Genomic DNA, 24,738 nt, shown 5'->3' on the forward strand with positions numbered 1-24,738 from the left:
CTCCCTCACTATTCTTCTTTTTTACTTCAATACCCGATCTTATTTTGCGACCGGCAGGATTAATTGCGCGTCTGGCAAGCGGGGCATTCCGGGTCGCGGCGCAGGTTTAGTTGTCGCACGTCCATACTCAGACCATCAATAATAAGTAGACGGCCCACCAAGGCTTCACCCATCCTGGTTATACACTTTAGTGTCTCGAGTGCTTGCATACTGCCCATCATTCCCACGATAGGTGCAAGCACGCCGCTTTCCGAGCAATTCAAAGCGGCATCGTCTGCCTCATGATAAAGACAGCGGTAACAAGGCGAATCATCGCGCCTAAAATCAAATACGCTTAATTGTGCCTCACCGCGAATCGCAGCCCCCGATACCAGCGGCCGGCGCGCTGCGAGGCAGGCGCTATTTAATGCAAAGCGGGTACTGAAATTATCACTAGCATCCACCACCACATCGACACACTTAACCGCCTCTAGCAGCGCATCGCCCGCCAAACGCACATTCATAACGTTGAGTTTGGTGTCTGAATTAATAGCTGCAATACTAGCGGCCACAGACTCAGCTTTGAAACTGCCCACATCCGCTTCACCATGGGCAATTTGACGCTGCAAGTTGCTTAATTCAACCTTGTCATCGTCGGCCAAATGCAATTCACCAACACCTGATGCGGCAAGATATAAAGCCGCAGGGCATCCGAGGCCGCCCATTCCGACAATCAACACCTTACTATTTAATAAGGCTTGCTGACCGTCGACGTCTAAATCCGGCAACAGAATATGGCGGCTATAACGCAGTAATTGCTCGTCATTCATCATTGCCACGTCCCCCAGCTAATTCGTTCATTGCCACCGTAGTCGACTTGCGAGCCAACGTCTACGAAGCCCCGCTCGCGCAAGCATTCACGCACAAGCTCAGCCTGATTGTAGCCATGCTCAAGCAATAACTTACCGCCTGACTTTAAATAGTCGGGGGCAACACTAATAATGTGTTGTAAATCAGCCATACCGCCATCCTCAGCAACAAGCGCTGATTTCGGCTCAAAGCGAACATCACCCTCAATTAAATGGATATCTTGCGGATCAATATACGGCGGGTTGCTCACAATGAGCTGAAAACGCTGCGCGGGTATCGACTCAAACCAATGTGAACACACTAATTGCACATGATTAAGCTTAAGGGTGTCGCGATTCTGTTCAGCCAAGCTTAATACCTCGGCTGAAAAATCCGTAGCTAGTATGACTGCATCAGCTCTTTCAGATGCTATGGCCAAGGCGATTGCGCCAGTGCCAGTGCCCAGATCTAAAACACGCGGAGCCCGCTGCCCGTCAAGCATGGCTATCGCCCGCTCAACCAAGCATTCGGTATCGGGCCGAGGAATTAAGGTCAGCGGTGATACCGCCAAACGCAGCGACCAAAAATCTCGCTCACCCAAGATATGGGCTATCGGCTCGCCCGCAATACGACGATCCAATAAAGCGCGGAATTGCTGCTCTTGCGAAGCGTCGAGCTCACGCTCAGGCCAACTGTAAAGATAGCTGCGCGGCTTGGCGATGCAATGACATAGCAGCAGCGCGACGTCTAAATCCGGCGTGTCGCTAATACCACGCAGCTGCTGCCGTTTTGCCATCGCCGCTGCAATGGTCAATCCGCTGGCAGCAAGGGACTCGGTCATTATTCCGCCAATGCCGCCAGAAGATCAGCCTGATATTCCTGACGCAAAGGCGACACCACGCAGTCGACATCGCCCTGCACAAACTCGTCCAATTTATACAGGGTTAAATTGATACGGTGATCGGTAACCCGACCCTGCGGGAAATTATAGGTGCGAATACGCTCCGAGCGATCGCCGCTTCCCACCAAGTTCCGGCGCTCGGTTGCTTGATCTGCCTGCAGCTTGCTACTCGCGGCGTCATTGACCTTAGCGGCAAGCAAGGACATCGCCCGCGCCTTATTCTTGTGCTGCGAACGCTCGTCCTGGCACTCCACGACAATACCTGTGGGAATGTGCACAATACGCACCGCCGAGTCAGTGGTGTTAACGTGCTGACCACCGGCGCCGCTTGAGCGGAAGGTGTCGATTCGTAAATCGCCCTTATTAAGCTCGATGTGGTCAGCCTCTTCTGGCTCCGCCATAACCGCAACCGTGCATGCCGAGGTGTGGATACGACCCTGTGATTCGGTTTCTGGCACGCGTTGAACACGGTGCGCGCCGGACTCAAACTTGAGATGACCGTAGACTTCCTGCCCCGCCACGCGACTAATAATCTCCTTAAAGCCGCCGTGCTCACCGTGGCGCTCGCTAAGCACTTCCACTCGCCAACCTTTACGCTCGGCATATCGGGAATACATGCGAAACAGATCCCCCGCAAAAATGGCCGCTTCATCACCACCGGTACCGGCGCGAATTTCCAAAAACACGTTGTGGGAATCGTTAGGATCGCGAGGCAGCAATAAGGTTTGCAGCTCCAACTCTAAATCCTCTAACTTTTCCTTGGCCGACGATATCTCTTCTTCAGCCATGGCGCGCATGTCGGCGTCATCTTCCGACAGCATTGCCGTCGCCTCGGCCAAGTCTTCTGTTATCTGCCGATAACGACCATAGGCTTCAACGACTGGCTCAATTTCAGCGTACTCTTTCGACAAACCGCGAAAGCGATCCTGATTGGCAATAATTTCACCGTCGCTCAACAAGGCGCCTATCTCTTCGTAACGATCAAGCAAATTGTCGAGTTTAATGACAATGGAGGCCTTCATATTTTCTCACTTGGTTGTTTAGGGTCTTGTGCTTAAGAATCACTGTCTTTTAGTTGAAACAGTTCTCGCGCCCAATGAATAAGGTCTGTTCGCCCCTTGGCACCCGCTTCTTTTATTTGGGTGGTGGGGCTGTGTATCAATTTATTAGTTAAACCGCGCGCGAGCTGCTCCAATACTTGTTCGGCGTCATCGCCCCGCGCCAAATTGCGCAGCGCGCGATCAAGCTCCGAATCACGCAACTGTTCAGCCTTGGCGCGATAATCTCTTACCGTGCCGACCGCATCCCGCGTTTTCAACTGGGACTCCCACTCTCCCAGCGCCAGAGTAATAATATCCCCGGCCTTGAGCGCCTCACCTTGACGCGCGCGCTTGTTCTCTTCAACAATTTCGCGCAAATCATCGACGGTATAAAGGTATACGTCTGCCAACTCGGCAACCTGCGGCTCAATATCTCGTGGCACCGCAATATCAATCATCACCATTGGTCGGTGTTTACGCTTTTTTAAGGCACCCTCGACAGCGCCCTTGCCCAATATTGGGAGCTGGCTCGCCGTTGACGCAACCACTATATCGGCACCGACAAGGCTTTGCGGGATATCCGACAGCATAACCGCTTCAGCGCCAAACTTTTGCGCCAGTTCCCGAGCCCGTTCGAGGGTGCGATTGGCAATGATAATGCGTTTTATGCCTTTATCGTGCAGGTGCCGCGCCACCAACTCGATGGTTTCACCGGCGCCAATCAATAAGGCCGTGCAGCTGCTCAGCGAAGAAAATACGTGTTGGGTTAAATTTACCGCCGCGTAGGCAACCGACACCGGGTTTGCCCCCACCGCCGTATCCGTTCGCACGCGTTTAGCGACGGAAAAGACATGGGCAAAAATCCGGTGCAATAAGCCGTTGGCGGTACCCGCCTCAACGGCAACCGCATAGGCAGATTTCATTTGCCCTAAAATTTGCGGCTCACCTAACACCATCGAATCCAAACCCGCAGCGACTTCCATCATATGCTTCAAGGCGCCGTCGCGACGGTAATCGTAGAGACAGGCACTCAGCTCAGCGTGGTCTATATGATGATACGCCGCCAGCCACTCCAAAATACTCGTCGCCACCACATCGCCATCATCATTAGCAATGCCATACAGCTCGGTGCGATTACAGGTGGACAGAATCGCCAGTTCCGACACTCCCGTACTCAGCACCGCGTCCTTTAAAGCTTGCTGCATTTGCTCAGGCACAAACGCAACCCGCTCGCGAATCGAAACGGGTGCCGAATTGTGATTAATGCCAATTACGAGCAAATTCATTAGATGCCGAGTACCTGCATTTCCAGAGCGGAGCTAAAATAGCAGGGAATTTTAGCAAGACAGGGGCCAAATGTGGATTTTATTACCTGCTTTTACAAAACAATCTGCAGCCAACACCCGCTCTGCGAATTAAACACCTAGGTAACTGTCCTATTCAGCACCCTAACCACCAGCTAATAGCCATGCTAACATTGGCCTTTAAACACGGTACCGACAACTACGCTATGCACCAAATCCTTACCAGCCTAATGCTGAGTCTAGCTATCCTCACCACCGGTGGTTGCGCAGCACTGACGTCCGAGCAAGAACCGTCGCCCACTGTTAAAAAGACCGCCAGTGCCAAGCCCGCATTAGCAACACGCCCATTTCCAGAGGACGCTTTTTTTGATTTGCTGGTGGCCGAGGTCGCCCTGCGAAACCAAGACGTTGAAACCGCGCTGGACAATTACACCTATCAGGCGGAAAAAACCGGGGATTTGGGTGTCATCATTACGACTGCCAAATTAGCCCAATACCTCAACCGTGATGACATTGCCGCGACATATGCCAAACTCTGGGTAGACCAAGAACCGGAGGCGGCTGAAGCGTACTTCATTTTATCGTCGTCACTCGCCAAGAGCCAAAACCCACTTACCGCCCTGCCGTATATGGTCAAAGTACTTGAGCTAGGCGGCGACAGTAACTTCGCCGCCTTAGCCGCCACCGTGCTTGGACGAACTGAGAGCGAACAACTCGAGTTTCTCGATGAGCTCAATCGCCAGCTTAAACTGCACCCTGGCGACAACTCACTAAAAATTGCCAAGGCGCTAATACTGCAGTACAAAAAGCAGGAAGAGTCCGCCCTGATACTTGTCCGCGAAGTATTAAATGAAGAGCCCGACAACCCCCATGCCCTCCTCATCGAAACACGCACACTTAGCCAACTCGGCCGCGACGAAGAAGCTCTGACCAGACTGCGCTATGCCGTCGATCAAAACCCCCACCACAAACGCCTGCGCCACGACCTCGCTCGCCGCCTTGTGAAAGTCGACTTGTTTCAGGCCAAGGCGCAATATGAAGAACTGGGAAGACAAAACCCGAACGACCGCGATCTGCTGCTCGAACTCATGCTTATTAATCGCGAGTTAAGCAACACCGCCGAGGTCGCAGAACAACTTAAGTCCCTCAATGACACGCCAGAACTTCGCAGCCGTGCCAATTATATTCTTGGCAGACTGGACGAAGAAGATCATAACTGGCCCCAGGCGATAGAGCATTACTTGCAAGCTACCGGCAGCGACGAGTTCAATCAATCAAGTCAGCGAATCGCCAGTATCAGTCTTGCCGTTGAAGGTATCGACAAAGCCTTGGCGCGACTCAAAGCCCTGCGCCTAAACCATCCGGAACAAACCATCCATATCTATTTGCTTGAGGCTGAAATCTTACGCAAAGAAACTCGCTACCAAACAGGTTATGACTTACTCAGTGAGGCACTAAATCGCTATCCTGACGATGAACAACTTAGATACGCGAGGTCATTATTTAGCGAAAGGCTCGGCAATATTGACGCTGTAGAAAGCGATTTACAGCATATTATTGACCGCGACCCCAAGAACGCAACGGCGCTTAATGCGCTTGGTTATAGCTTGGCCAATCTTAGCTCACGCCTGGACGAGGCAGAGCAACTGGTCAAGCGCGCGCTTGAAATTGAACCCAATGACCCAGCGATTATCGACAGCTATGGCTGGATAATGCTTCTGAAAGGCAAGCTTAATGAAGCGGTGTTACTGCTAGAAAGAGCATTCAAACAAACACAGGATCATGAGATCGCAGCACATTTCGGTGAGGCGCTGTGGTTAACTGGCGACAAAGAACGCGCAAAAGCCGTTTGGGAGGCTGGCTTACAAGACACACCCAACAGCCCAATCATTCTCGACACACTGCGCAAACTAGATCTTTTCAATGAGTAAGTTAATTATGCCCACATCGCTCATATTGCGAAGCCTTGCCCTAATAGCAACACTGCTAATCGGCGCCTGCGCAACGCCGCCAAAGCCGCCAATCAATAGCGAATCTGAAACCTGGCAGTTACAGGGTAAAATCGGCCTTTGGTATAACAACAAACAGGAAAGCGCGACGATTGACTGGTCGCAATGTAATGCTGAGCGCGGCCGAATCCGCCTGAGCGGACCACTCGGCTCGGGCGGCATTGAGTTATCTGCTGACCAAGCAGGCGCTACCTTAGTACAGAACGGCGAAACCACTCACGCAGACAGCATCGATGAACTTGCCAGTCGCGCCGAGTGGCCGCTGCCAGTCGACGCTCTTCGCTACTGGGTAAGAGGTCGCCCCACCCCCACTGAAAAATTAGATGGTCGCGTAAATACCAATGGTCAATTAGAAGAGCTGGCACAAATTGGCTGGCAAATCACTTATCAATACCGCACGCCATTTCACCAACTACCCAATAGAATTACCGCCAACTCAGCCGATACCAAACTGACACTAATCGTCAGTGAATGGCTGGACCTGCCTAAACTCTGTAGCGAATAATGCAAACACTTAGCCTTCCCTGCCCGGCAAAAATTAATTTATTTCTAAAGATCACCGGCCGTCGCCCAGACGGCTATCACGAGTTGCAAACCCTGTTCCAATTGTTGGATTACGGCGACACCCTGACCCTCAAACACCGCGATGACGACAAAATTCGCCTCCTGAGTGCACTTAGTGGCGTCAATTCAGAAGATAATTTAGTGGTTCGCGCCGCTCGCAAACTGCAAGCCTGTAGCAAGCACATCGCCTGCGGTGCAGACATCCAATTAGACAAACGCCTGCCCTTAGGTGGCGGTATCGGCGGCGGCAGCTCAGATGCGGCCAGCGCATTATTAGGGCTGAATAAGCTATGGCAGCTGGGTCTCAGCCTCGACACCTTGGCGGAGATTGGGCTTGAACTTGGCGCTGACGTTCCCGTATTTGTGCGTGGCAAAACCTCATGGGCAGAGGGAATTGGCGAGAAATTAGAGCCACTGGAAACCCCTGAACTCTGGTATGTGGTGATAAAGCCCGACTGCCACGTCTCCACAGCAGAAATTTTTTGTCATGAACAATTGACACGCCATGACTCACCGATCAAAATAGCGACCTTTCTTGGGGGGGGTACCGGAAATAGTTGTGAACCGCTGGTTCGAAAACTATACCCAAAGATTGATAAAGCCTTGATTTGGCTGGAACAATTCTCTCCCGCGAAGCTAACTGGAACAGGCGCATGCGTGTTCGCCAGCTTCGAAGATCAGATAACAGCTCAGACTGTTTGCGAGCAGCGACCCAATGATATTCAGGGTTTTGTTGCCCGAGGTGTTAATACCTCGCCACTGCATCGTGCACTGGGCTTACTCTAACAAGTTATCGTAAAAAGTTTATTGGGGTGTCGCCAAGTGGTAAGGCACTGGGTTTTGATCTCAGCATCCGTAGGTTCGAGTCCTACCACCCCAGCCATATTTAGACCATGCCGCCAAAAGCGGCATGTAATCAAAATCAGTCGCGTATAATAACGACCTGAATAAGCCTAGCTTGATATAAAAGCGGCAACCACCTAATTTTTCAAAACACACATGCCCAACAGGACTCTGACCGTGCCAAAGATGATGGTCTTCACCGGCAATGCCAATCCCGAACTCGCACGTAAAGTTGTTGAGCATTTGCACCTGCCCCTTGGCGATGCCACGGTAGGCAAGTTTAGCGACGGCGAAATTTACGTTGAGGTAAATGAAAACGTACGCGGTGCAGACGTCTTTCTTTTGCAGCCGACCTGCGCACCGACTAATGACAACCTGATGGAACTCATCGTTATGGCAGACGCCATGCGCAGAGCCTCCGCTGGTCGTATTACCGCCGTGGTACCGTATTTTGGTTACGCTCGCCAGGATCGCCGCGTGCGCTCTCAGCGCGTGCCAATATCCGCCAAAGTCGTTGCCGACATGATGAGCGGTGTGGGCATTGACCGCGTACTAACCGTCGACTTGCACGCCGAGCAAATTCAGGGCTTCTTTGATGTGCCGGTAGACAATGTTTACGGTTCGCCCGTCCTGCTAGACGACATTAGTCGCCAGCAATACGAAAACCAAATGGTTGTGTCGCCAGATATCGGCGGCGTTGTTCGCGCCCGCGCTGTAGCCAAACAATTGGACGATGCCGACCTTGCCATTATCGACAAACGCCGCCCGCAAGCGGGTGTTGCCCAAGTCATGCATATCATCGGTGAAGTTCAAGGTAAAACCTGTTTGCTGGTCGATGACATGGTCGATACCGCCGGCACATTATGCAAAGCAGCAGAAGCGCTAAAGCAGCATGGCGCAGCAAAAGTTGTCGCTTACTGCACACATCCTGTATTATCCGGCGCCGCCATTAAGAATATCAATGGCTCTGAACTAGACGAACTGGTGGTTACCGACACCATTCCGCTGTCAGAAGAAGCTAAAAAGTGCACTAAAATTCGTCAGCTAACGCTGGCAAATCTACTGGCCGAGTCAATTCGACGGGTTAGTAATGAAGAGTCGATAAGCGCTCTGTTTCGTTAAATCATAACGATTTAACAACAGCGCCATCGACATTTACCGCCGCACTGGTCGCAAGTCGGCGGTTTTCGCGTTATTAAGGAGACTATTATGTCTAGCGATTACACAGTTAGCGCCAAAGCGCGCGCAGACGTAGGGAAAGGTGCGAGCCGCCGCCTGCGTCGTCTGGAAAATGAAGTACCAGCAATTGTTTACGGTGGCAGCAGCGCACCACAAATGATCAGCATTCTGCACAAAGATTTCTTGTGGTTCTTGGAAGATGAAGCCTTCTTCACTTCTGTCTTAACTTTAGACATCGATGGCAAAAAAGAATCTGTTGTACTTAAAGACTTGCAGCGCCACCCAGCAAAATTGAAACTGATCCATGCTGACTTTTTGCGTGTTGATGCCAACACCAAAATCACTCTGCACGTTCCGCTTCACTTCCTGAACGAAGATATCTGTGTTGGTGTTAAAACTCAGGGCGGCAACATTATTCACGCCGCAACTGATCTAGAAGTTCAGTGCTTACCAAAAGACCTACCAGAGTTCATTGAAGTGGACATGGCGTTGATTGAGACAGGCACTACCCTGCACATTTCTGACCTCACGCTACCTGCTGGCGTAGAAAGCCCAGCACTAGCACTAGGTGAAGATCACGACTTGGCTATTGCCACTGTACACGCGCCACGCGGCGCTAGCGACAGCAGCGATGACGAAGAAGACGCTTCAGCAGAAGAGTAAGCTGACGGCCCTTACGGGCCAACAGTAACAGGCGCCCCATTGGAAACGATAAAACTGATAGTAGGCTTGGCGAACCCCGGCCCACAATATCAAGATACACGTCACAATGCGGGCGCTTGGTTCGTTACAGAGCTTGCTCGGCAACAAGGCTGCACACTATCTAGCGAATCTCGGTTTTACGGCGAAACTGCCAGAATCCAATATCAGGGCAGCGATCTCCGCCTTCTGATTCCAAGCACTTTCATGAATCGAAGCGGGCAAGCCATTGCCGCACTCGCCAATTTTTATAAAATTGAGCCCGAATCCATACTTATTGCCCACGACGAACTGGATATTCCAGTCGGCAGCGCGCGCTATAAAAAAGGCGGCGGCCACGGTGGTCACAACGGTCTTCGCGACAGCGTCGCCCAACTCGGCAATAATAGTAATTTCCACAGATTAAGAATCGGCATCGGCCATCCCGGCCACGCGTCACAAGTCACCAATTATGTACTCGGGAAACCTTCCGCCGATGACCGTACAAGCATCGATCACTGTATCGATGAGGCACTGCGAACACTACCTGACGCCGTAAACGGAGACTGGGCCAAAGCCATGAATCAACTGCACAGCTATAAACAAGGGTAATATCACATGGGTTTTAACTGCGGTATCGTCGGACTTCCAAACGTCGGCAAATCCACCCTCTTCAATGCCCTCACTAATGCAGGCATTGACGCGGCCAATTTCCCCTTCTGCACCATCGAGCCCAACTCCGGCATCGTCATGGTGCCAGACCCGCGCTTGCACGCGCTGGCAGAAATCGTGAAACCTGAGCGTATCATGCCTGCAACCATGGAGTTTGTGGATATCGCAGGCCTCGTTGCTGGCGCCTCAAAAGGTGAAGGACTAGGTAATAAATTCCTCGCCAACATCCGTGAAACCGATGCCATCGCCCACGTTGTGCGCTGCTTTGAAGACGACAACATCATTCACGTCGCCAACAAAATTGACCCCGCCGCCGATATCGAGATTATCAATACCGAGCTCGCGCTAGCCGATATGGAAAGTATCGATAAGCAATTACAAAAAGTGGTTCGGGTAGCCAGAAGCGGCGACAAAGACGCCACCGTACTTAAAAACCTATACGAGAAGCTGCTCGCCCATCTAGACCAAGGCAAGCCCGTGCGCTCACTGAGTCTGGACGCCGACGAAATGGCCCGCACCCGCAGCCTGCACCTGCTCACCATAAAGCCGACCATGTACATCGCCAACGTCAACGAAGAAGGCTTTGAAGACAACCCACACCTGGACGTGCTTCGCGCCATCGCCGCCGAAGACGGCGCCATCGTGGTTCCGATTTGCAATAAACTCGAATCAGAAATTGCCGAACTAGACGACAGCGAAAAAGCCGAATTCCTCGCCGACCTAGGCATGGAAGAGCCCGGGCTAGATCGCGTGATTCGCGCCGGCTACCAATTACTCGGCCTGCAAACCTACTTTACCGCAGGCGTAAAAGAAGTTCGGGCTTGGACCATTCCCGTTGGCGCCACCGCCCCACAATCTGCCGGCGTAATCCACACCGACTTCGAAAAAGGCTTCATCCGCGCCGAAGTGATTGCCTATAACGACTACATCCAATACAAAGGCGAACAAGGCACAAAAGACGCTGGAAAATGGCGACTAGAAGGCAAAGACTACATCGTAAAAGACGGCGACGTCGTCCATTTCCGCTTCAATGTGTAACGCGAACTGATCTGCGCTTGACAAGGTGCGCCGATCCTTGGAAAATGCGCGCCTTCTCTCGTCAGAGAACAGTGGCAAGGTAGCTCAGTTGGTTAGAGCACAACACTCATAATGTTGGGGTCGGCGGTTCGAATCCGCCCCTTGCTACCATTATTCGAAAAAACCACTTAACCGTGGTTTTTTTTCGGCTGTTGGAAAGTACGCAGCACTCAACGGGTGGATGAGAACCGCCGCGCGGTTCGATAAAATGCGACCAGCATTTTAGACGGCGATAGCCGCCCGAAGGGGCAGTAACAGGCCCCAGCCTGTTACTGATCAATCCGCAGTACGCCCCTTGCTACCATTATTCGAAAAAACCACTTAACCGTGGTTTTTTTTCGGCTGTTGGAAAGTACGCAGCACTCAACGGGTGGATGAGAACCGCCGCAGCGGTTCGATAAAATGCGACCAGCATTTTAGACGGCGATAGCCGCCCGAAGGGGCAGTAACAGGCCCCAGCCTGTTACTGATCAATCCGCAGTACGCCGCTTGCTACCATTATTCGAAAAAACCACTTAACCGTGGTTTTTTCGGCTATTGGAAAGTACGCAGCACTCAACGGGTGGATGAGAACCGCCGCGCGGTTCGATAAAATGCGACCAGCATTTTAGACGGCGATAGCCGCCCGAAGGGGCAGTAACAGGCCCTAGCCTGTTACTGATCAATCCGCAGTACGCCCCTTGCTACCATTATTCGAAAAAGCCACTTAACCGTGGTTTTTTCGGCTATTGGAAAGTACGCAGCACTCGACGGGTGGATGAGAACCGCCGCGCGGTTCGATAAAATGCGACCAGCATTTTAGACGGCGATAGCCGCCCGAAGGGGCAGTAACAGGCCCTAGCCTGTTACTGATCAATCCGCAGTACGCCCCTTGCTACCATTATTCGAAAAAGCCACTTAACCGTGGTTTTTTTTCGGCTGTCGGAAAGTACGCTGCACTAGACGGGTGGACAAGAACCCCCACACGGCTCCACAAAATGCGACCAGTATTTTAGACGGCAACCGCCGCCCGAAGGGGCAATAACAGGCCCTAGCCTGTTATTGATCAATCACCATCTGCCCCCGAAAAATGCGACTAACAGGCTATATACCTATCAACACACCAAACCTAAAATGACACATAGCTATTTATAAACAAAAAAGCCTTCCGAGTGACTACACTTCAGCGAAAGCCAATACAGGAACAACAAATGCCATCTACCGTCTTGCAACGCTTATATCAAACTCTCGGCCTGACAGGTAACCAAGCACCACGTGACCCGGCAAGCCCGCCGGAAAGAAACGCCCCATCACCGCTTCCTACTTTTGTCCACTATGTTCGCTCTCGCTTTCGACTGCTAAATCAGCCACCAAAGGCTGAAGACATAGCTATAGCGTTTACAAAACGCCTAAAAATCGGACTGCAGACCCTAGATGAGCAGTTATCCAGTTGCGACTTATTTACCTTACCGGCTGGGTCACAAGAATGGACGGATACGGGTATTAATCTAGCAGCGGGCGAATCGATAACCGTGATGGGGGATGGCGGCCTATATCTATCGCGAAGACTTGATGTTGTTATCGGCCCCAATTTTGGACTGTGGTATCGAATCGCCAATCAAGATAATTCAGGACATATCAATATACTGCCTTTGGGCGGCGCCGTTATTACTGCAAAACAAGGCGGCACATTACAACTCATTGCTGCGGTGCCGGGTGAGTTCGGGGATGCGCAAGGCGGATTCGATCCGAACATTGCAAGCCTAAAGGTTAATGGGGAGTTTGCCGCAGCCGTGCTGCGCTGGAAGGGTGATACAGTGAAAGCATTAAGCGCGGCCGCGGCTACTGATGCGAATTTGTTTGGTCCCGTTCTAGCGCGCTTTAAAGAACGTATCCAACCACCGAAAGGCTGGCATTATTTATGGCGCTTAGGTGAAAGCGAAATATACCAAGATAAAGAAAATAGCTTGTGCTGTGCCACACATGCGAATGGCGGGATCTTGCAGTATCCAGTGAATATGGCACTAAACAGCGATTTAGTATTTAACTGGCAATGGTGTGTTGACGCTTTGCCTTCTAAATTAGCCGAACACATCCAACCCACGCATGACTACCTATCTATCGCAATAGAGTTCGACAACGGCCTTGATCTTACCTATATGTGGAGCAGCGACCTCGACGTAGATACTATTTTTCAATGTCCGCTACCGTGGTGGGATAAGCGCGAAACCCATTGGGTTGTGCGAAATGACCCTGCAGATCTGGGCCGCTGGTTAAACGAATCTCGCAATGTCCTCGCTGATTACCAACGCGCTATTGGCGGACCAATTCCGAACAAAGTCGTTGGCGTGTGGCTGATCGCGAATTCAGCTTTCCAACGAGGCGAAGGTCATTGTCGTTATCGCCAGATAAACCTGCGGAACGAACAAGACACAAAAATCATTTACGACTAACAAACCTGCCCGGCGGGGAAACCAACTCAATCACCTGATACCACAACTAGGCGCGACACTTACAATACAAACGTTAGCGCTGCTAAAGAACTTTACGCAGAACAGCGAGTGTCAGCCATAAAGTCCCTCTTTAACGCTTCATTACTAGGAATTGGGCGGCGAATCTATACCGAAAAATGCCTCAAAATTCGCAAACTGTAACTACAGCAAAAGTGCAGCCTTAATTCACTACCGCCTACTCGATATGCAATGTGATAAAATATCCGTCCACAAATAGATACTGCACAACCCCCATGACCAAACCCGACACCCTATACGCCACTCCCCACGCAAGTCTCACACGCTTTGCCTTTGACGAGCATGTAGTCGAAGTTTTTCCAGACATGATTCAGCGTTCAGTACCCGGTTACGCAACAATCATTGCCATGACGGGAGTGATGGCGGGCAAATACGCCCAAACGGCAAGCAATTGCTATGACCTTGGCTGTTCGCTAGGCGCCAGCACCCTCGCTATGGCGCGGGAAATCGGCAAGCGCGATTGTCAGATCATTGGTGTGGATAATTCCTCGGCAATGATTACTCGCTGCCAAGACTATATTGCAGATATACCGCAATCGATTTCGCTGCGCTGCGAGAATATTCAAGACACTCAAATCACCAATGCCTCGGTGGTCGTGCTCAACTTCACCCTACAATTTGTGCCGGCTGAACAACGCGCCGCGCTCATCCAAACCATCAGCGACGCGATGCGGCCTGGCGGCATTTTAATTCTGTCTGAAAAAATTCAATTTTCTGACCCTCATTTACAAAAATTAAACACCGATCTGCACCATACGTTTAAACGCGCAAACGGCTACAGTGAGCTGGAAGTTGCGCAGAAGCGCAGCGCGATCGAAGATGTATTAATTCCTGAAACCTTGGCCACGCACCAGCAGCGACTTCGCGACGCCGGATTTAGCAGCATCGATGTCTGGTTCCAATGTTTCAATTTCGCCTCATTAGTTGCAATAAAATGATCGACTACCAAGCATTCCTAAACCGCCTAGACGAAATACCGGAGCTGGCAAACTGGAGACAATCCCTGCCAGCGCAAATCGCGGCGGGACTTAGCGAGGACCGCTACGGCGATCTACCCCGCTGGAAAGACGCCCTCGCCGCACTGCCCAATCTCAGTCCCGAAACCATTACTTTAGACCGCTCTCGCGTCGGCGTCGACGGCCCAATCAACGAAGAGCAGCGTCAACAGCTGCACGACGCGCTCAAAGGCCTGCACCCTTGGCGCAAAGGCCCCTATGACCTGTTTGGGGTACATATCGATACCGAATGGCGATCAGACTGGAAGTGGGATCGACTCAAGGACGCCATTGCCCCGCTAGCCGGGCGCAATGTCTTAGATGTCGGCTGCGGCAGCGGCTACCACTGTTGGCGAATGCGCGGCGCGGGTGCCAATCTCGTCGTCGGCATCGACCCAACCCCCTTGTTTGTGATGCAGTATTTCGCGCTGCAAAAATACCTTTGTGACAACACCGTCGCCGTTTTACCGATGGGGATAGAACACTTGCCGGAGAAGTTGCAAGCGTTCGACACCACCTTCTCTATGGGAATTTTGTACCACAGGCGCTCGCCCTTTGACCACCTGATCGCACTGCGCGACAGCCTTCGCCGCGGCGGCCAATTAATATTAGAAACCCTCGTCATCGAAGGTGGCCCCGGCCAAGTTCTGGTGCCCGAGGACCGTTACAGTAAAATGGGCAATGTGTGGTTTATTCCGACGACCGACACACTAGAAGCGTGGTTAAAAAAAGCAGGTTTTAAATCCCCCCAGCTCATCGACGTTAGCCAAACCACTTGCGAAGAACAGCGCAGCACCGACTGGATGACCTTCCACTCGCTGGCAGAATTCCTCAATCCTGAAGATTCAAATCAAACGATCGAGGGCTATCCCGCACCGCGCCGTGCTACCTTCATTGCCGAAAAACCGTAACAGCGTCGCATAATTGACTCACAAAGCCACAAAATGGCATTTTTGTGATATGTTGATGAAACTTATAAGTATGAAAACGTGCCAAATAAATCCAAGAAACGGCACAGCGGAATAAATCATGCTGCAAACTGGAACAGGACTTCTGAGCGACCGCCTCAAATCACAATCAAGACTGTGGTTTGGCGAGCACCTGTACCGCTATTTTGAACGTCTTGAAGACAACTTTCATCGCCGCTCTCTCACCGCCAGTGATTCCATAGAACAAGCTAACTTATTAGCACAACAACAGGCCGTTAAACTGGGGCAAGACGAGGCATTTCGTTTATTTGCCGATCATATCAATCGCGCCTTCAACACCAACCGCGCCTATGAAGCCGGGGGCCATTCGTCACTAGATAGACTCGCTCAGCGCCTTGAAAAATTACCCGACACCTATTTTGATAAGGAAAAGCCGCAACTGAGCAATATTTGTCGCGCGATTGCCCCCATAACCGTGCTCGCTGGATTCCAGCAGATTTTAGCGCCACTAAAACTAGACGCCGCCCACCGGCATCACGCCCTAACCATGTTCCAAGGCCTGTTCATTCAAGAATTGAACAAGCTCTACGATGATTTATTTGAATCACTACCCGTCGAAAATCAAGCCCATAACGTCGAGGCTTGGATCAGCCACATCAAGCAACAACTAAGCGAAAACAATCTGTCGACACAGGATCGCGCGCTAACTGAAACAAGGCTGCAACGCCTGCTCAAATTGCACTCACATCGACACCGTGCCAGTGACAACACCGTCGTCATGGAGCCCAGCGACGCAGAGCTACTAGAGACAGCCGCAAATATATTTCAACTGCTACCCACCAAACGCAGATTATCGCCAGGCGTTTTGAGCTCACTCAATACCTTGCAAACCAGTGTGAGCAGCCTGGCCCTAAAAGATCGCAATGCATTTATGCACCCGCTGCATCCGGCGAGACAAATCTGTCGGCAGGTAATCAACACCCTCTGCCAATGGGATGACGCGCAAACAAATCAACGCCAGCAATTTGACGCCGAACTTAAAATAATTTGTAAAAAACTAACAGCCCACAACATCAATGCCAGTCTGTTTTATCAGATTCGCGAGCAAATCGATGCCTGCTGCCAACACTTAATACAAAGTATCAAACTCAACGACAAACGCAGTTTGAATGCCGAAGTCGGCCAAAAGCGCTTAACGCGTTTGCGCAAGAAAGTGCATGAAATGCTAGACGAGAAAACCGCATCGTTACCGACTGCGCTTCCCGTCAGCGTCGATAATATGCTTTACGGCCCCATGACCACGATCATCTTGTATCACTGGCTGCGCCACGGCAGCAACAGCGCGCCCTTGCGTCGCAGCCTACAGCTTATTGACGATATTATTTGGTATATACAACCCCATTCAGACTGGTCTGAACTGCGTCGCGCTAAAGCGATGAGTAAAGACATCGAAACAGAGCTTAGCGATGGCTTACAGCGCATCAACTACAGCTACCAAGCCTCACAAGCATTAATCGACGAGCTCCATCAGCTGCGCTTAATTGCATCCGGCCGCAGCGTCAGCATTAACAAGCCCGACGCCATGCGCTAAGCCTCGTTGCGCACAGTAAATGTGCAGTGGCGGGTGTCGATAGCAATAAAAAGCAGATATAATTTCCCGCCCGCATGTTTGGCCATCACGGCCTAACGCGACCCAATTTCTACACGTTCAATCGCTTCGTATGGCGATCACGCATTAAGGTGATGACTTTGCAACTCGATCAAGCAACTACCGAACAACTGCGCGACTGGGAATCTACGCTTACCCAGGAATACCAACAGTTTAAAGCCTCTGGTTTAAATCTTGACCTAACCCGAGGCAAGCCCAGCGCAGAACAGCTTTCACTCTCTGACGCCATCAATGAGATTCTGGGCGGCGATCTAAGCAATGAAAGCAACACAGATTTGCGCAACTATGGCGGCCTCGATGGTATTCCAGAGTGCAAACGTCTATTTGCCAATGTGCTAGGCGTCAGCGCCGAAGAAATGCTCATCGGCGGCAACAGCAGCTTAACCTTGATGTATATGGCCGCCCAGTTTGGTCTGCACCAAGGCTTTGGCGAGCTTGGCGCTAGTTGGAACAGTGAAGGAAGCACAGTCAAATTTATCGCTCCGGTTCCCGGCTACGATCGTCATTTCAGTGTCTGTGAGCATTTGGGTATCGAGCTAGTGACAGTGGCGTTAAACGACGACGGTCCAGATATGGACGCCGTTGAGCAGCTACTAAAAAGCGACCCATCAATCAAAGGTATCTGGTGCGTACCGCGCTTTAGTAACCCAACGGGTGCGGTGTATTCAGACGCCGTGGTTGACCGCATCGCGCAGCTTGGCAACATCGCCGGGGGTAATTTCCGTGTTTTCTGGGACAATGCCTACGCGGTTCACAGCCTCAGTGACGACGCCCCAGAATTGGCCAATTTAATGACCAGCTGCCGCAAATACGGCACTGAAAACAGCGCCTATTTATTCGGCTCAACCTCAAAAATTACCTATGCCGGCGCTGGCGTCGCGTTTGCGGGAATGTCGAAAGCTAACTTAAAAGCATTCACCCACCACTTGGGCATGTCGCAAATTGGCCCAGACAAAATTAATCAGCTGCGTCACGTTCGCCTCTTAAAAGATGCCGACGGTATCAAAGAGCATATGCAGCAGCACGCCAAGGTTCTCAAACCGCGCTTTGATATTGTGCTTAAACACCTGCGTGACGGACTGGGCAATACCGGTATGGCGAGCTGGACCGAGCCACAAGGCGGCTATTTTGTGTCCTTTGATACCCTGCCCGGCCTCGCCAAAGAAGTGGTGAAATTGGCCGCTGAAGCCGGTGTAAAACTCACCCCAGCGGGCGCGACCTTTCCCTACGGCAAAGACCCCGCCAACAGCAATATCCGTATTGCCCCCAGCGTGCCGAGCCTGGATGAAATCGACCGCGCGATGGCGGTATTTGTCACCTGTGTGAAATTGGCTTCTGTAAAACAGCGACTAAGTTAATCGCTTAGTTGCCAATCGAAAAAAAGGGTGCCAATTGGCACCCTTTTTTATACACGGTTGCGCCAATTGGCGCAGTATGCGGCTTACTCGGGATCTGGCGTACGGGTAATCGGCCGGCCTGGCACACTGGGAAAATGACGCACATTGCTACTGCCGTCAGAGTCCACGATTTTACCGGTGCCCTCTTTCTCTACTTCATCAATCCGCACGATTGAATGCATCGGAATATAGCTGCGCGTCACACCACTGAATTCATTTTTCAGTTTTTCTTCACCCGGATTCACCACAATCTGGCTTTGCTCACCAAACACAATCTCTTCAATTTCTATAAAGCCGTACATATCGCTTTGATAAATAGCGCGCGCATAAAGCTCGTAAACCTTGCTGTTGTTGTGAAAAATGACTTTATAAATAGGGGCTTGGGCCATAGTCTTTCCATTGTCTCTGGGTACAGCTGTGGGGCACAGATAAAGATTAAAACACACCGTAAAACCGGGCCGCGGATCATAGCATAAATTTGCCAAATCCACCGCACTTCTGGGTTTTAGGCGACATTTTCGCTATAATGCCTGCCCAATTTTATTAGCAGCCTGTTTGCGCCTTATGCCTGAAGAACTTATGTCAAATGATGTCGCCCAAACCAACACCTCGGTGACAGAGACAGCCCTCGCCGCTGACAAGCCTAAGAAGCTGTTTATTAAAACCCATGGCTGCCAGATGAACGAATACGATTCTGCGCGCATCCAAGATCTGCTGGGTGCAAGTCACGGCTATGAACGCACCGACGACCCAAACGAAGCCGACGTGCTGCTGCTAAACACCTGCTCAATCCGCGAAAAAGCGCAGGAAAAAGTCTTTCATCAGCTCGGCCGCTGGAAAAAACTTAAAGATAAAAACCCGAATCTCAAAATTGGGGTCGGCGGTTGCGTTGCCAGTCAAGAAGGCAGCGATATTGGTAAGCGCGCGCCCTTCGTCGACTTAATCTTTGGACCGCAAACCCTGCACCGCGTGCCCGGCATGCTCGACGCCAAAAAAGTAGATGGCCCAATCATCGTCGATGTCACGTTTCCAGAAATCGAAAAATTCGATTCACTACCTGAGCCCAGCGTTGACGGCCCCAGTGCCTTCGTTTCCATTATGGAAGGCTGCTCTAAATACTGCACATTCTGCGTCGTGCCCTATACCCGCGGAGAGGAGGTTAGCCGACCCTTCGACGACGTCATTACCGAAGTCGCTCAACTCGCTGCCAAGGGTGTGCGTGAAGTGAATTTGCTCGGTCAAAACGTCAATGCTTATCGCGGTGAAAATCACGAGGGCGAGATCGTCGATTTTGCAGAGCTTATTCACTTTGTCGCGCAAGTCGACGGCATAGACCGAATTCGCTACACCACCTCGCACCCAGTTGAGTTTAGCGAGGCACTGATCCAAGCCTACGCCACCGTTCCTGAATTAGTAGACCACTTACACTTGCCGGTGCAAAACGGCAGCGACAGAATATTAGCGGCCATGAAGCGCGGCCACACCGCCGATGAATACCGTGCAAAAATTGCCAAGCTAAAAACCATACGCCCCAATATTAGTCTGTCGTCTGACTTTATCATCGGCTTCCCCGGCGAAACTGATGACGACTTCAATGACACCATGCAATTGATACGGGACATCGGCTTTGATCATTCCTTTAGCTTCATATACAGCGCTCGCCCCGGCACGCCGGCAGCACAGCTGCCAGACGAGACACCGGAAGAAGTTAAAAAAGAACGACTAGCTACCCTGCAGCACCATATTCTACAAAATGCTGCGCAAATCAGCCGCCAAATGGTCGGCAGCCAACAACGCATTTTGGTAACGGGCGTGTCCCGCAAAGATCCGGGCGAATTGCAGGGCCGTACTGAGAACAATAGGGTGGTCAATTTCCCCTGTTTAGATCAGACGGTAATAGGGCAATTTGCTGACGTTACTATTTTAGAGGCCTACGCCAATTCACTGCGCGGCGAATTGATCGCTTAAGCGATGGTTTGCTAAATAGCTTTCTACACTTTTTATTTGCGTCGCCACGGCGACAATCGGTGAACCATTGACTGCACAAGATATTCAACGCGTATTAACTCTTGAACCGAACGACAGCCGCCTGCTGGCAAACTTGTGCGGCCACCTGGACGCCAACCTCAAGTTAATAGAGCAACGCCTGCAAGTGCGTATTGCAGCGCGCGGGAATACCTTTCAAATAAACGGCCAAGCCAATGCGGTAGATGACGCCGTGCAGCTGCTTAAGCACCTTTACAATGAAAGCCAGAATGGCAGTGCACTGAATACCGAAACCGTGCACCTACACCTGCAAGAAGCCGGTATTGAGCAGCTCAGCAGCCCCACCGGCAGTGACGAGTTGCCGGTGCTTATTCAAACCAAAAAAGCCAGTATTAAACCCCGCGGCAAAAATCAGCAACTCTATGTGAAAGCCATCCAGAGCTGCGATATAAACTTCGGCATCGGCCCCGCCGGTACAGGCAAAACCTATTTAGCAGTAGCCTGCGCCGTCGAAGCCTTAATCGCCAATGAAGTGCAGCGCATTCTACTCGTTAGGCCCGCAGTGGAAGCGGGTGAAAAACTGGGATTCCTACCTGGCGATCTCGCCCAAAAAATCGACCCCTATTTGCGGCCACTATACGATGCCCTGTACGAAATGCTCGGCATAGAGACGGTAACAAAGCTGATTGAACGCAATATTATTGAGATTGCACCGCTGGCCTATATGCGCGGCCGGACCCTAAATGACTCCTATATCATTTTAGACGAGGCGCAAAACACCACCCGCGAACAAATGAAAATGTTTCTAACCCGCATTGGTTTTGGCTCAACCGCGGTCATTACCGGCGACGCAACTCAGATTGACCTACCCCGCGGCACACCGTCGGGACTCGTGCACGTAATGAACGTGCTGGGTGATATTGAAGGCATCAGCATGACCCATTTCGCCGCCAAAGACGTGGTGCGCCACCCGCTAGTACAGCGCATTGTAGAAGCCTATGCCGCCTTTGAAGCTGAATTCGGCGCGCCTCGATGAATCGCACAATAGATTTGGAGCTCGATCTACAAATCGCCTGCGAAGCCGCCAACCTGCCCAGCGAAGCCCAGTTTATACTGTGGGCAACAACCGCGCTGGCGGGGCTGCGGGACGAGGCTGAGTTGAGCATTCGCCTGATCGACGAAGTGGAAAGTGCCGACTTAAATGCCCAATACCGTCAGAAATCCGGCCCAACTAATGTATTATCGTTCCCAGCAGATCTACCTCCAGAACTTGAGTTACCCTTGCTTGGCGACCTCGCCATATGCAAAGAAGTAGTAGAACGCGAGGCCGGCGAGCAACACAAAGCCTGCCATGACCACTGGGCGCATATGGTAATTCACGGTACACTCCACCTGCTCGGCTTCGACCACATTGATGATGACGAAGCAGAAGAGATGGAAGCGCTGGAGATTGCGCTGCTAAAAACACTGGATATCAGTAACCCCTATACCCCTATTTCGTGAGGACAGCACCCAAAACCATGAGCGAAGATCGATCTAGCAACGATCCAAGTGATAAATCTTGGATCGAGAAAATTGCCCATGCTTTTTCATCTGAACCCAAAACACGGGAAGATCTGTTTGAACTGCTTGCTGTCGCCAAACAGAACGAAGTTATCGATGACGATGCAATAAGTATTGTTGAAGGCGCGATGCATATCAGTGATATGCAGGCCCGAGAAATTATGGTTCCGCGACCACAAATGGTGGTACTGAAGGCAGACCAGCCCCTCAGCGAACTCCTCCCCATCATTATTGACACCGGCCACTCCAGATATCCCGTTATCGGTGACACCCTCGATAATGTCTTGGGTATTTTGTTATCCAAGGATTTGTTGCCGCTGTTGTGGAAGTTTGAGAACAGCGCCGATATCGATATTCGCGACATTCTGCGCCCAGCCACCCTCGTACCAGAAAGCAAACGACTAAATGTCTTGCTGCGGGATTTCCGCGAAAAACGCCATCACATGGCTGTGGTAATTGACGAATACGGCGGCGCCGCCGGCCTCATCACCATCGAGGACATTCTCGAGCAAATCGTGGGTGAAATTGAAGACGAGTACGACGAAGACGACGACCTGCCAATCCGCAAAATTGCCGACAACGACTTTGTAGTGCAGGCGCTCACACCCATTGACGACTTCAACGATTATTTCAATGCGCGTCTTAGCGACGAAGAATTCGACACCATCGGCGGCCTGCTCCTCAAAGCCTTTGGCCACCTTCCCAGCCGCAATGAAATAACTCGCTTGGAAGAATTCGAATTCAAAGTGGTGAATGCCGATAATCGCCAGATTCATTTGTTGCGAATGCGCAAGCTCGAAGAAAGCTAGAGTCTGATCGCCCTAATCGGATTATCACTGCTGCGCGGGAGAGAAATCTCCCGCGCCTTGAACTTACCCCTCAATAAAGGTCTACAATGAGCTTACACATCGCTCATTTTTACCAGCGTAGAGGCCAGTATGTCCGACGATCAGACTTTAGACACCCTCAATAGAATCGCCAGCGGCGTCGTTGAATACAGCGCACTGCTTTTTTTGATCCTGCTAGGGCTCGGCGCTATCTATTTAGTCTACATCTACATCAGCGACATCACCCAAACCCAGCACGCCATTCGCCGCAACTACCCTGTTATCGGGCGTTTCCGCTATATTTTTGAACACCTTGGCGAATTCTTTAGGCAATACTTTTTCGCCATGGATCGCGAAGAGCTGCCGTTTAACCGCTCCCAGCGTTCTTGGGTCTATCGCGCTGCAAAAAATATCGACACCACCATCGCCTTTGGTTCAACGCGACCACTAAACCAGAGCAATGAAGTGTTATTTATGAATTGCCTGTTTCCCACCTTAAGCCAAGACGCCGCCCCCACCCACGCGGTGACCATCGGTGAGGGCTTCGCTAAACATCCCTACACCAGTTCAGCTATTTTCAATATCTCTGGCATGAGCTTTGGGGCGATATCCAAACCCGCCATCCGCGCCTTAAGCGCAGGTGCAAAAGAAGCCGGTATTTGGCTCAACACGGGGGAAGGTGGTCTATCGCCCTATCACCTCGAAGCGGGTTGCGACATCGTGTTTCAAATCGGCACCGCCAAATACGGGGTGCGCGACGCCGAGGGGCATCTCAGCGACGAAAAACTCAAGGCCATCGCAGCTCACCCCCAGGTGCGAATGATTGAAATAAAACTTAGCCAGGGTGCAAAACCCGGCAAAGGCGGCATCTTACCCGGCGGCAAAGTTACCGAAGAAGTCGCCAAAATTCGCGGCATCGAAATTGGCAAAGACTCCATCAGCCCCAACGGTCACACCGATATCCACAACATCGATGAACTGTTGGACATGGTGCTAAGAATTCGCAATGTCACCGGCAAACCCGTGGGCTTTAAAGCGGTGATCGGTTTTTCGGAGTGGCTAGACGAACTCGGCGAAACCATCCACAAGCGCGGCCTAGAATATGCGCCCGATTTTATTACCATCGACAGCGCCGACGGTGGCACCGGCGCAGCGCCGCAAAGCTTAATGGACTACGTGGGCTTGCCCATTCGCCGCAGCCTGCCCTTGGTGGTCGACAAATTAAATGAATATAATTTGCGCAAGCGCATTAAAGTCATCGCCTCCGGCAAAATGATCAACCCCGCCGAAGCGGCGTGGGCACTCTGTGTTGGCGCAGACTTCATCGTAAGTGCTCGCGGCTTTATGTTTGCGCTCGGCTGCATACAAGCGCTGCAATGCAATAAAAACACCTGTCCCACCGGCATTACCACCCACGACCCAGAACTGCAGCGCGGCTTGGTGCCAGAAAACAAAGCCACCCGCGTTAAGAATTACGCGCTAAACCTAATGCATGAAGTCGGTGTTATAGCCCACTCCTGCGGCGTAAAAGAAGCCCGCGCCTTAACCCGCAGACACGTTTACTTAATCGACAATAACGGCAGCCCAGAACCCTTGACCGACCGCTACCCAGAAAAAACACCAAAACCGGAATACTTAATTGCCAGCACCGCAGACAATGGCGTCGACATAGAGAGCCATACCCGCTCCGCCATTCCTATCACGGCGAACAAAGACGCCCGCCCACGCTAATTCACATCTTCCCCTAGCCCCCAACCGAGGCCGTCG

Annotated in this window: 22 protein-coding genes and 2 tRNA genes; 19 read left to right on the top strand and 5 right to left on the bottom strand. The window is 51.5% G+C overall.

The features are described 5' to 3' along the window. Nucleotides 1-59: 59 nt before the first annotated feature. From KXJ70_RS05755 to hemA, 4 genes are read right to left on the bottom strand one after another with little or no spacing between them, the layout of a single operon-like run. A complete protein-coding gene (locus KXJ70_RS05755) occupies nucleotides 60-809 on the bottom strand; it encodes a HesA/MoeB/ThiF family protein (RefSeq protein WP_219043097.1) in 750 nt (249 codons plus the stop codon). Next, on the bottom strand, nucleotides 809-1,669 hold the full coding sequence (gene prmC, locus KXJ70_RS05760; protein WP_255558204.1) for a peptide chain release factor N(5)-glutamine methyltransferase: 861 nt from the start codon (nucleotides 1,667-1,669) through the stop codon (nucleotides 809-811). Before prmC ends, KXJ70_RS05755 begins: the two co-directional genes overlap by 1 nt. Continuing rightward, nucleotides 1,669-2,751 (bottom strand): peptide chain release factor 1, encoded by a 1,083-nt coding sequence (prfA, locus tag KXJ70_RS05765; RefSeq protein ID WP_219042477.1) that lies wholly within the window; start codon nucleotides 2,749-2,751, stop codon nucleotides 1,669-1,671. The genes prmC and prfA overlap by 1 nt, the downstream gene beginning before the upstream one ends. Before the next feature lie 32 nt (nucleotides 2,752-2,783). Continuing rightward, nucleotides 2,784-4,055, bottom strand: a complete 1,272-nt coding sequence (gene hemA, locus KXJ70_RS05770) for a glutamyl-tRNA reductase (RefSeq protein ID WP_219042478.1) — start codon at nucleotides 4,053-4,055, stop codon at nucleotides 2,784-2,786. Between the two features lie 182 nt (nucleotides 4,056-4,237). On the opposite strand from hemA, the gene KXJ70_RS05775 reads away from it, so the two are divergent. The 14 genes from KXJ70_RS05775 (at nucleotide 4,238) to KXJ70_RS05840 (ending at nucleotide 18,556) form a co-directional block, all read left to right on the top strand. Beyond that, a complete protein-coding gene (locus tag KXJ70_RS05775) occupies nucleotides 4,238-6,004 on the top strand; it encodes a tetratricopeptide repeat protein (protein ID WP_219042479.1) in 1,767 nt (588 codons plus the stop codon). Beyond that, nucleotides 5,997-6,587, top strand: coding sequence for a lipoprotein insertase outer membrane protein LolB (lolB, locus tag KXJ70_RS05780; protein ID WP_219042480.1), 591 nt, complete (start codon nucleotides 5,997-5,999; stop codon nucleotides 6,585-6,587). The genes KXJ70_RS05775 and lolB overlap by 8 nt, the downstream gene beginning before the upstream one ends. Further along, nucleotides 6,587-7,432: a 4-(cytidine 5'-diphospho)-2-C-methyl-D-erythritol kinase gene (ispE, locus tag KXJ70_RS05785; protein WP_219042481.1), complete on the top strand. Its 846-nt coding sequence runs from the start codon at nucleotides 6,587-6,589 to the stop codon at nucleotides 7,430-7,432. The genes lolB and ispE overlap by 1 nt, the downstream gene beginning before the upstream one ends. A gap of 22 nt (nucleotides 7,433-7,454) precedes the next feature. Beyond that, nucleotides 7,455-7,529 (top strand) — tRNA-Gln (locus KXJ70_RS05790). Between the two features lie 149 nt (nucleotides 7,530-7,678). Then, on the top strand, nucleotides 7,679-8,611 hold the full coding sequence (locus KXJ70_RS05795) for a ribose-phosphate diphosphokinase (protein ID WP_439655075.1): 933 nt from the start codon (nucleotides 7,679-7,681) through the stop codon (nucleotides 8,609-8,611). An 87-nt stretch (nucleotides 8,612-8,698) separates the two neighbouring features. Next, nucleotides 8,699-9,331, top strand: coding sequence for a 50S ribosomal protein L25/general stress protein Ctc (locus tag KXJ70_RS05800; RefSeq protein ID WP_219042483.1), 633 nt, complete (start codon nucleotides 8,699-8,701; stop codon nucleotides 9,329-9,331). Nucleotides 9,332-9,370: 39 nt separating this feature from the next. Then, entirely contained in the window at nucleotides 9,371-9,958 is a 588-nt protein-coding gene (pth, locus tag KXJ70_RS05805; protein WP_219042484.1) for an aminoacyl-tRNA hydrolase, read from the top strand. Nucleotides 9,959-9,964: 6 nt separating this feature from the next. Further along, entirely contained in the window at nucleotides 9,965-11,056 is a 1,092-nt protein-coding gene (gene ychF / locus KXJ70_RS05810) for a redox-regulated ATPase YchF (RefSeq protein WP_219042485.1), read from the top strand. Between the two features lie 73 nt (nucleotides 11,057-11,129). Next, nucleotides 11,130-11,206 (top strand) — tRNA-Met (locus KXJ70_RS05815). A gap of 1,079 nt (nucleotides 11,207-12,285) precedes the next feature. After that, nucleotides 12,286-13,527, top strand: coding sequence for a DUF3047 domain-containing protein (locus KXJ70_RS05820; RefSeq protein WP_219042486.1), 1,242 nt, complete (start codon nucleotides 12,286-12,288; stop codon nucleotides 13,525-13,527). Nucleotides 13,528-13,820: 293 nt separating this feature from the next. Continuing rightward, nucleotides 13,821-14,543 carry a carboxy-S-adenosyl-L-methionine synthase CmoA gene (gene cmoA, locus KXJ70_RS05825; RefSeq protein WP_219042487.1) on the top strand — a complete coding sequence of 241 codons (723 nt, stop codon included), beginning with the start codon at nucleotides 13,821-13,823 and terminating at the stop codon, nucleotides 14,541-14,543. After that, nucleotides 14,540-15,511 (top strand): tRNA 5-methoxyuridine(34)/uridine 5-oxyacetic acid(34) synthase CmoB, encoded by a 972-nt coding sequence (cmoB, locus tag KXJ70_RS05830; protein WP_219042488.1) that lies wholly within the window; start codon nucleotides 14,540-14,542, stop codon nucleotides 15,509-15,511. The genes cmoA and cmoB overlap by 4 nt, the downstream gene beginning before the upstream one ends. Nucleotides 15,512-15,629: 118 nt before the next feature. Continuing rightward, entirely contained in the window at nucleotides 15,630-17,120 is a 1,491-nt protein-coding gene (locus KXJ70_RS05835; RefSeq protein WP_219042489.1) for a DUF1631 family protein, read from the top strand. 158 nt (nucleotides 17,121-17,278) lie between these two features. Continuing rightward, nucleotides 17,279-18,556 carry an aspartate aminotransferase type Ic gene (locus tag KXJ70_RS05840; protein WP_219042490.1) on the top strand — a complete coding sequence of 426 codons (1,278 nt, stop codon included), beginning with the start codon at nucleotides 17,279-17,281 and terminating at the stop codon, nucleotides 18,554-18,556. 83 nt (nucleotides 18,557-18,639) lie between these two features. On the opposite strand, the gene KXJ70_RS05845 is transcribed toward KXJ70_RS05840, so the two are convergent. Then, nucleotides 18,640-18,984 (bottom strand): DUF1820 family protein, encoded by a 345-nt coding sequence (locus tag KXJ70_RS05845; protein WP_219042491.1) that lies wholly within the window; start codon nucleotides 18,982-18,984, stop codon nucleotides 18,640-18,642. A gap of 190 nt (nucleotides 18,985-19,174) precedes the next feature. Here KXJ70_RS05845 and miaB point away from each other — a divergent pair, with 190 nt between their 5' ends. From miaB to KXJ70_RS05870, 5 genes are all read left to right on the top strand, one after another. After that, nucleotides 19,175-20,563 carry a tRNA (N6-isopentenyl adenosine(37)-C2)-methylthiotransferase MiaB gene (gene miaB / locus KXJ70_RS05850; protein ID WP_219042492.1) on the top strand — a complete coding sequence of 463 codons (1,389 nt, stop codon included), beginning with the start codon at nucleotides 19,175-19,177 and terminating at the stop codon, nucleotides 20,561-20,563. A 67-nt stretch (nucleotides 20,564-20,630) separates the two neighbouring features. Beyond that, entirely contained in the window at nucleotides 20,631-21,617 is a 987-nt protein-coding gene (locus KXJ70_RS05855; protein ID WP_219042493.1) for a PhoH family protein, read from the top strand. Beyond that, complete coding sequence (gene ybeY / locus KXJ70_RS05860; protein ID WP_219042494.1) at nucleotides 21,614-22,084, top strand: rRNA maturation RNase YbeY; 471 nt, start codon at nucleotides 21,614-21,616, stop codon at nucleotides 22,082-22,084. Before KXJ70_RS05855 ends, ybeY begins: the two co-directional genes overlap by 4 nt. A gap of 17 nt (nucleotides 22,085-22,101) precedes the next feature. After that, a complete protein-coding gene (locus KXJ70_RS05865; protein ID WP_219042495.1) occupies nucleotides 22,102-22,953 on the top strand; it encodes a CorC family transporter in 852 nt (283 codons plus the stop codon). 129 nt (nucleotides 22,954-23,082) lie between these two features. Then, complete coding sequence (locus tag KXJ70_RS05870) at nucleotides 23,083-24,702, top strand: FMN-binding glutamate synthase family protein (RefSeq protein WP_219042496.1); 1,620 nt, start codon at nucleotides 23,083-23,085, stop codon at nucleotides 24,700-24,702. The last annotated feature ends 36 nt before the right edge of the window (nucleotides 24,703-24,738 follow it).

The sequence above is a fragment of the Zhongshania aquimaris genome, from assembly GCF_019312595.1.
Classification (GTDB): Bacteria; Pseudomonadota; Gammaproteobacteria; order Pseudomonadales; family Spongiibacteraceae; genus Spongiibacter; species Spongiibacter aquimaris.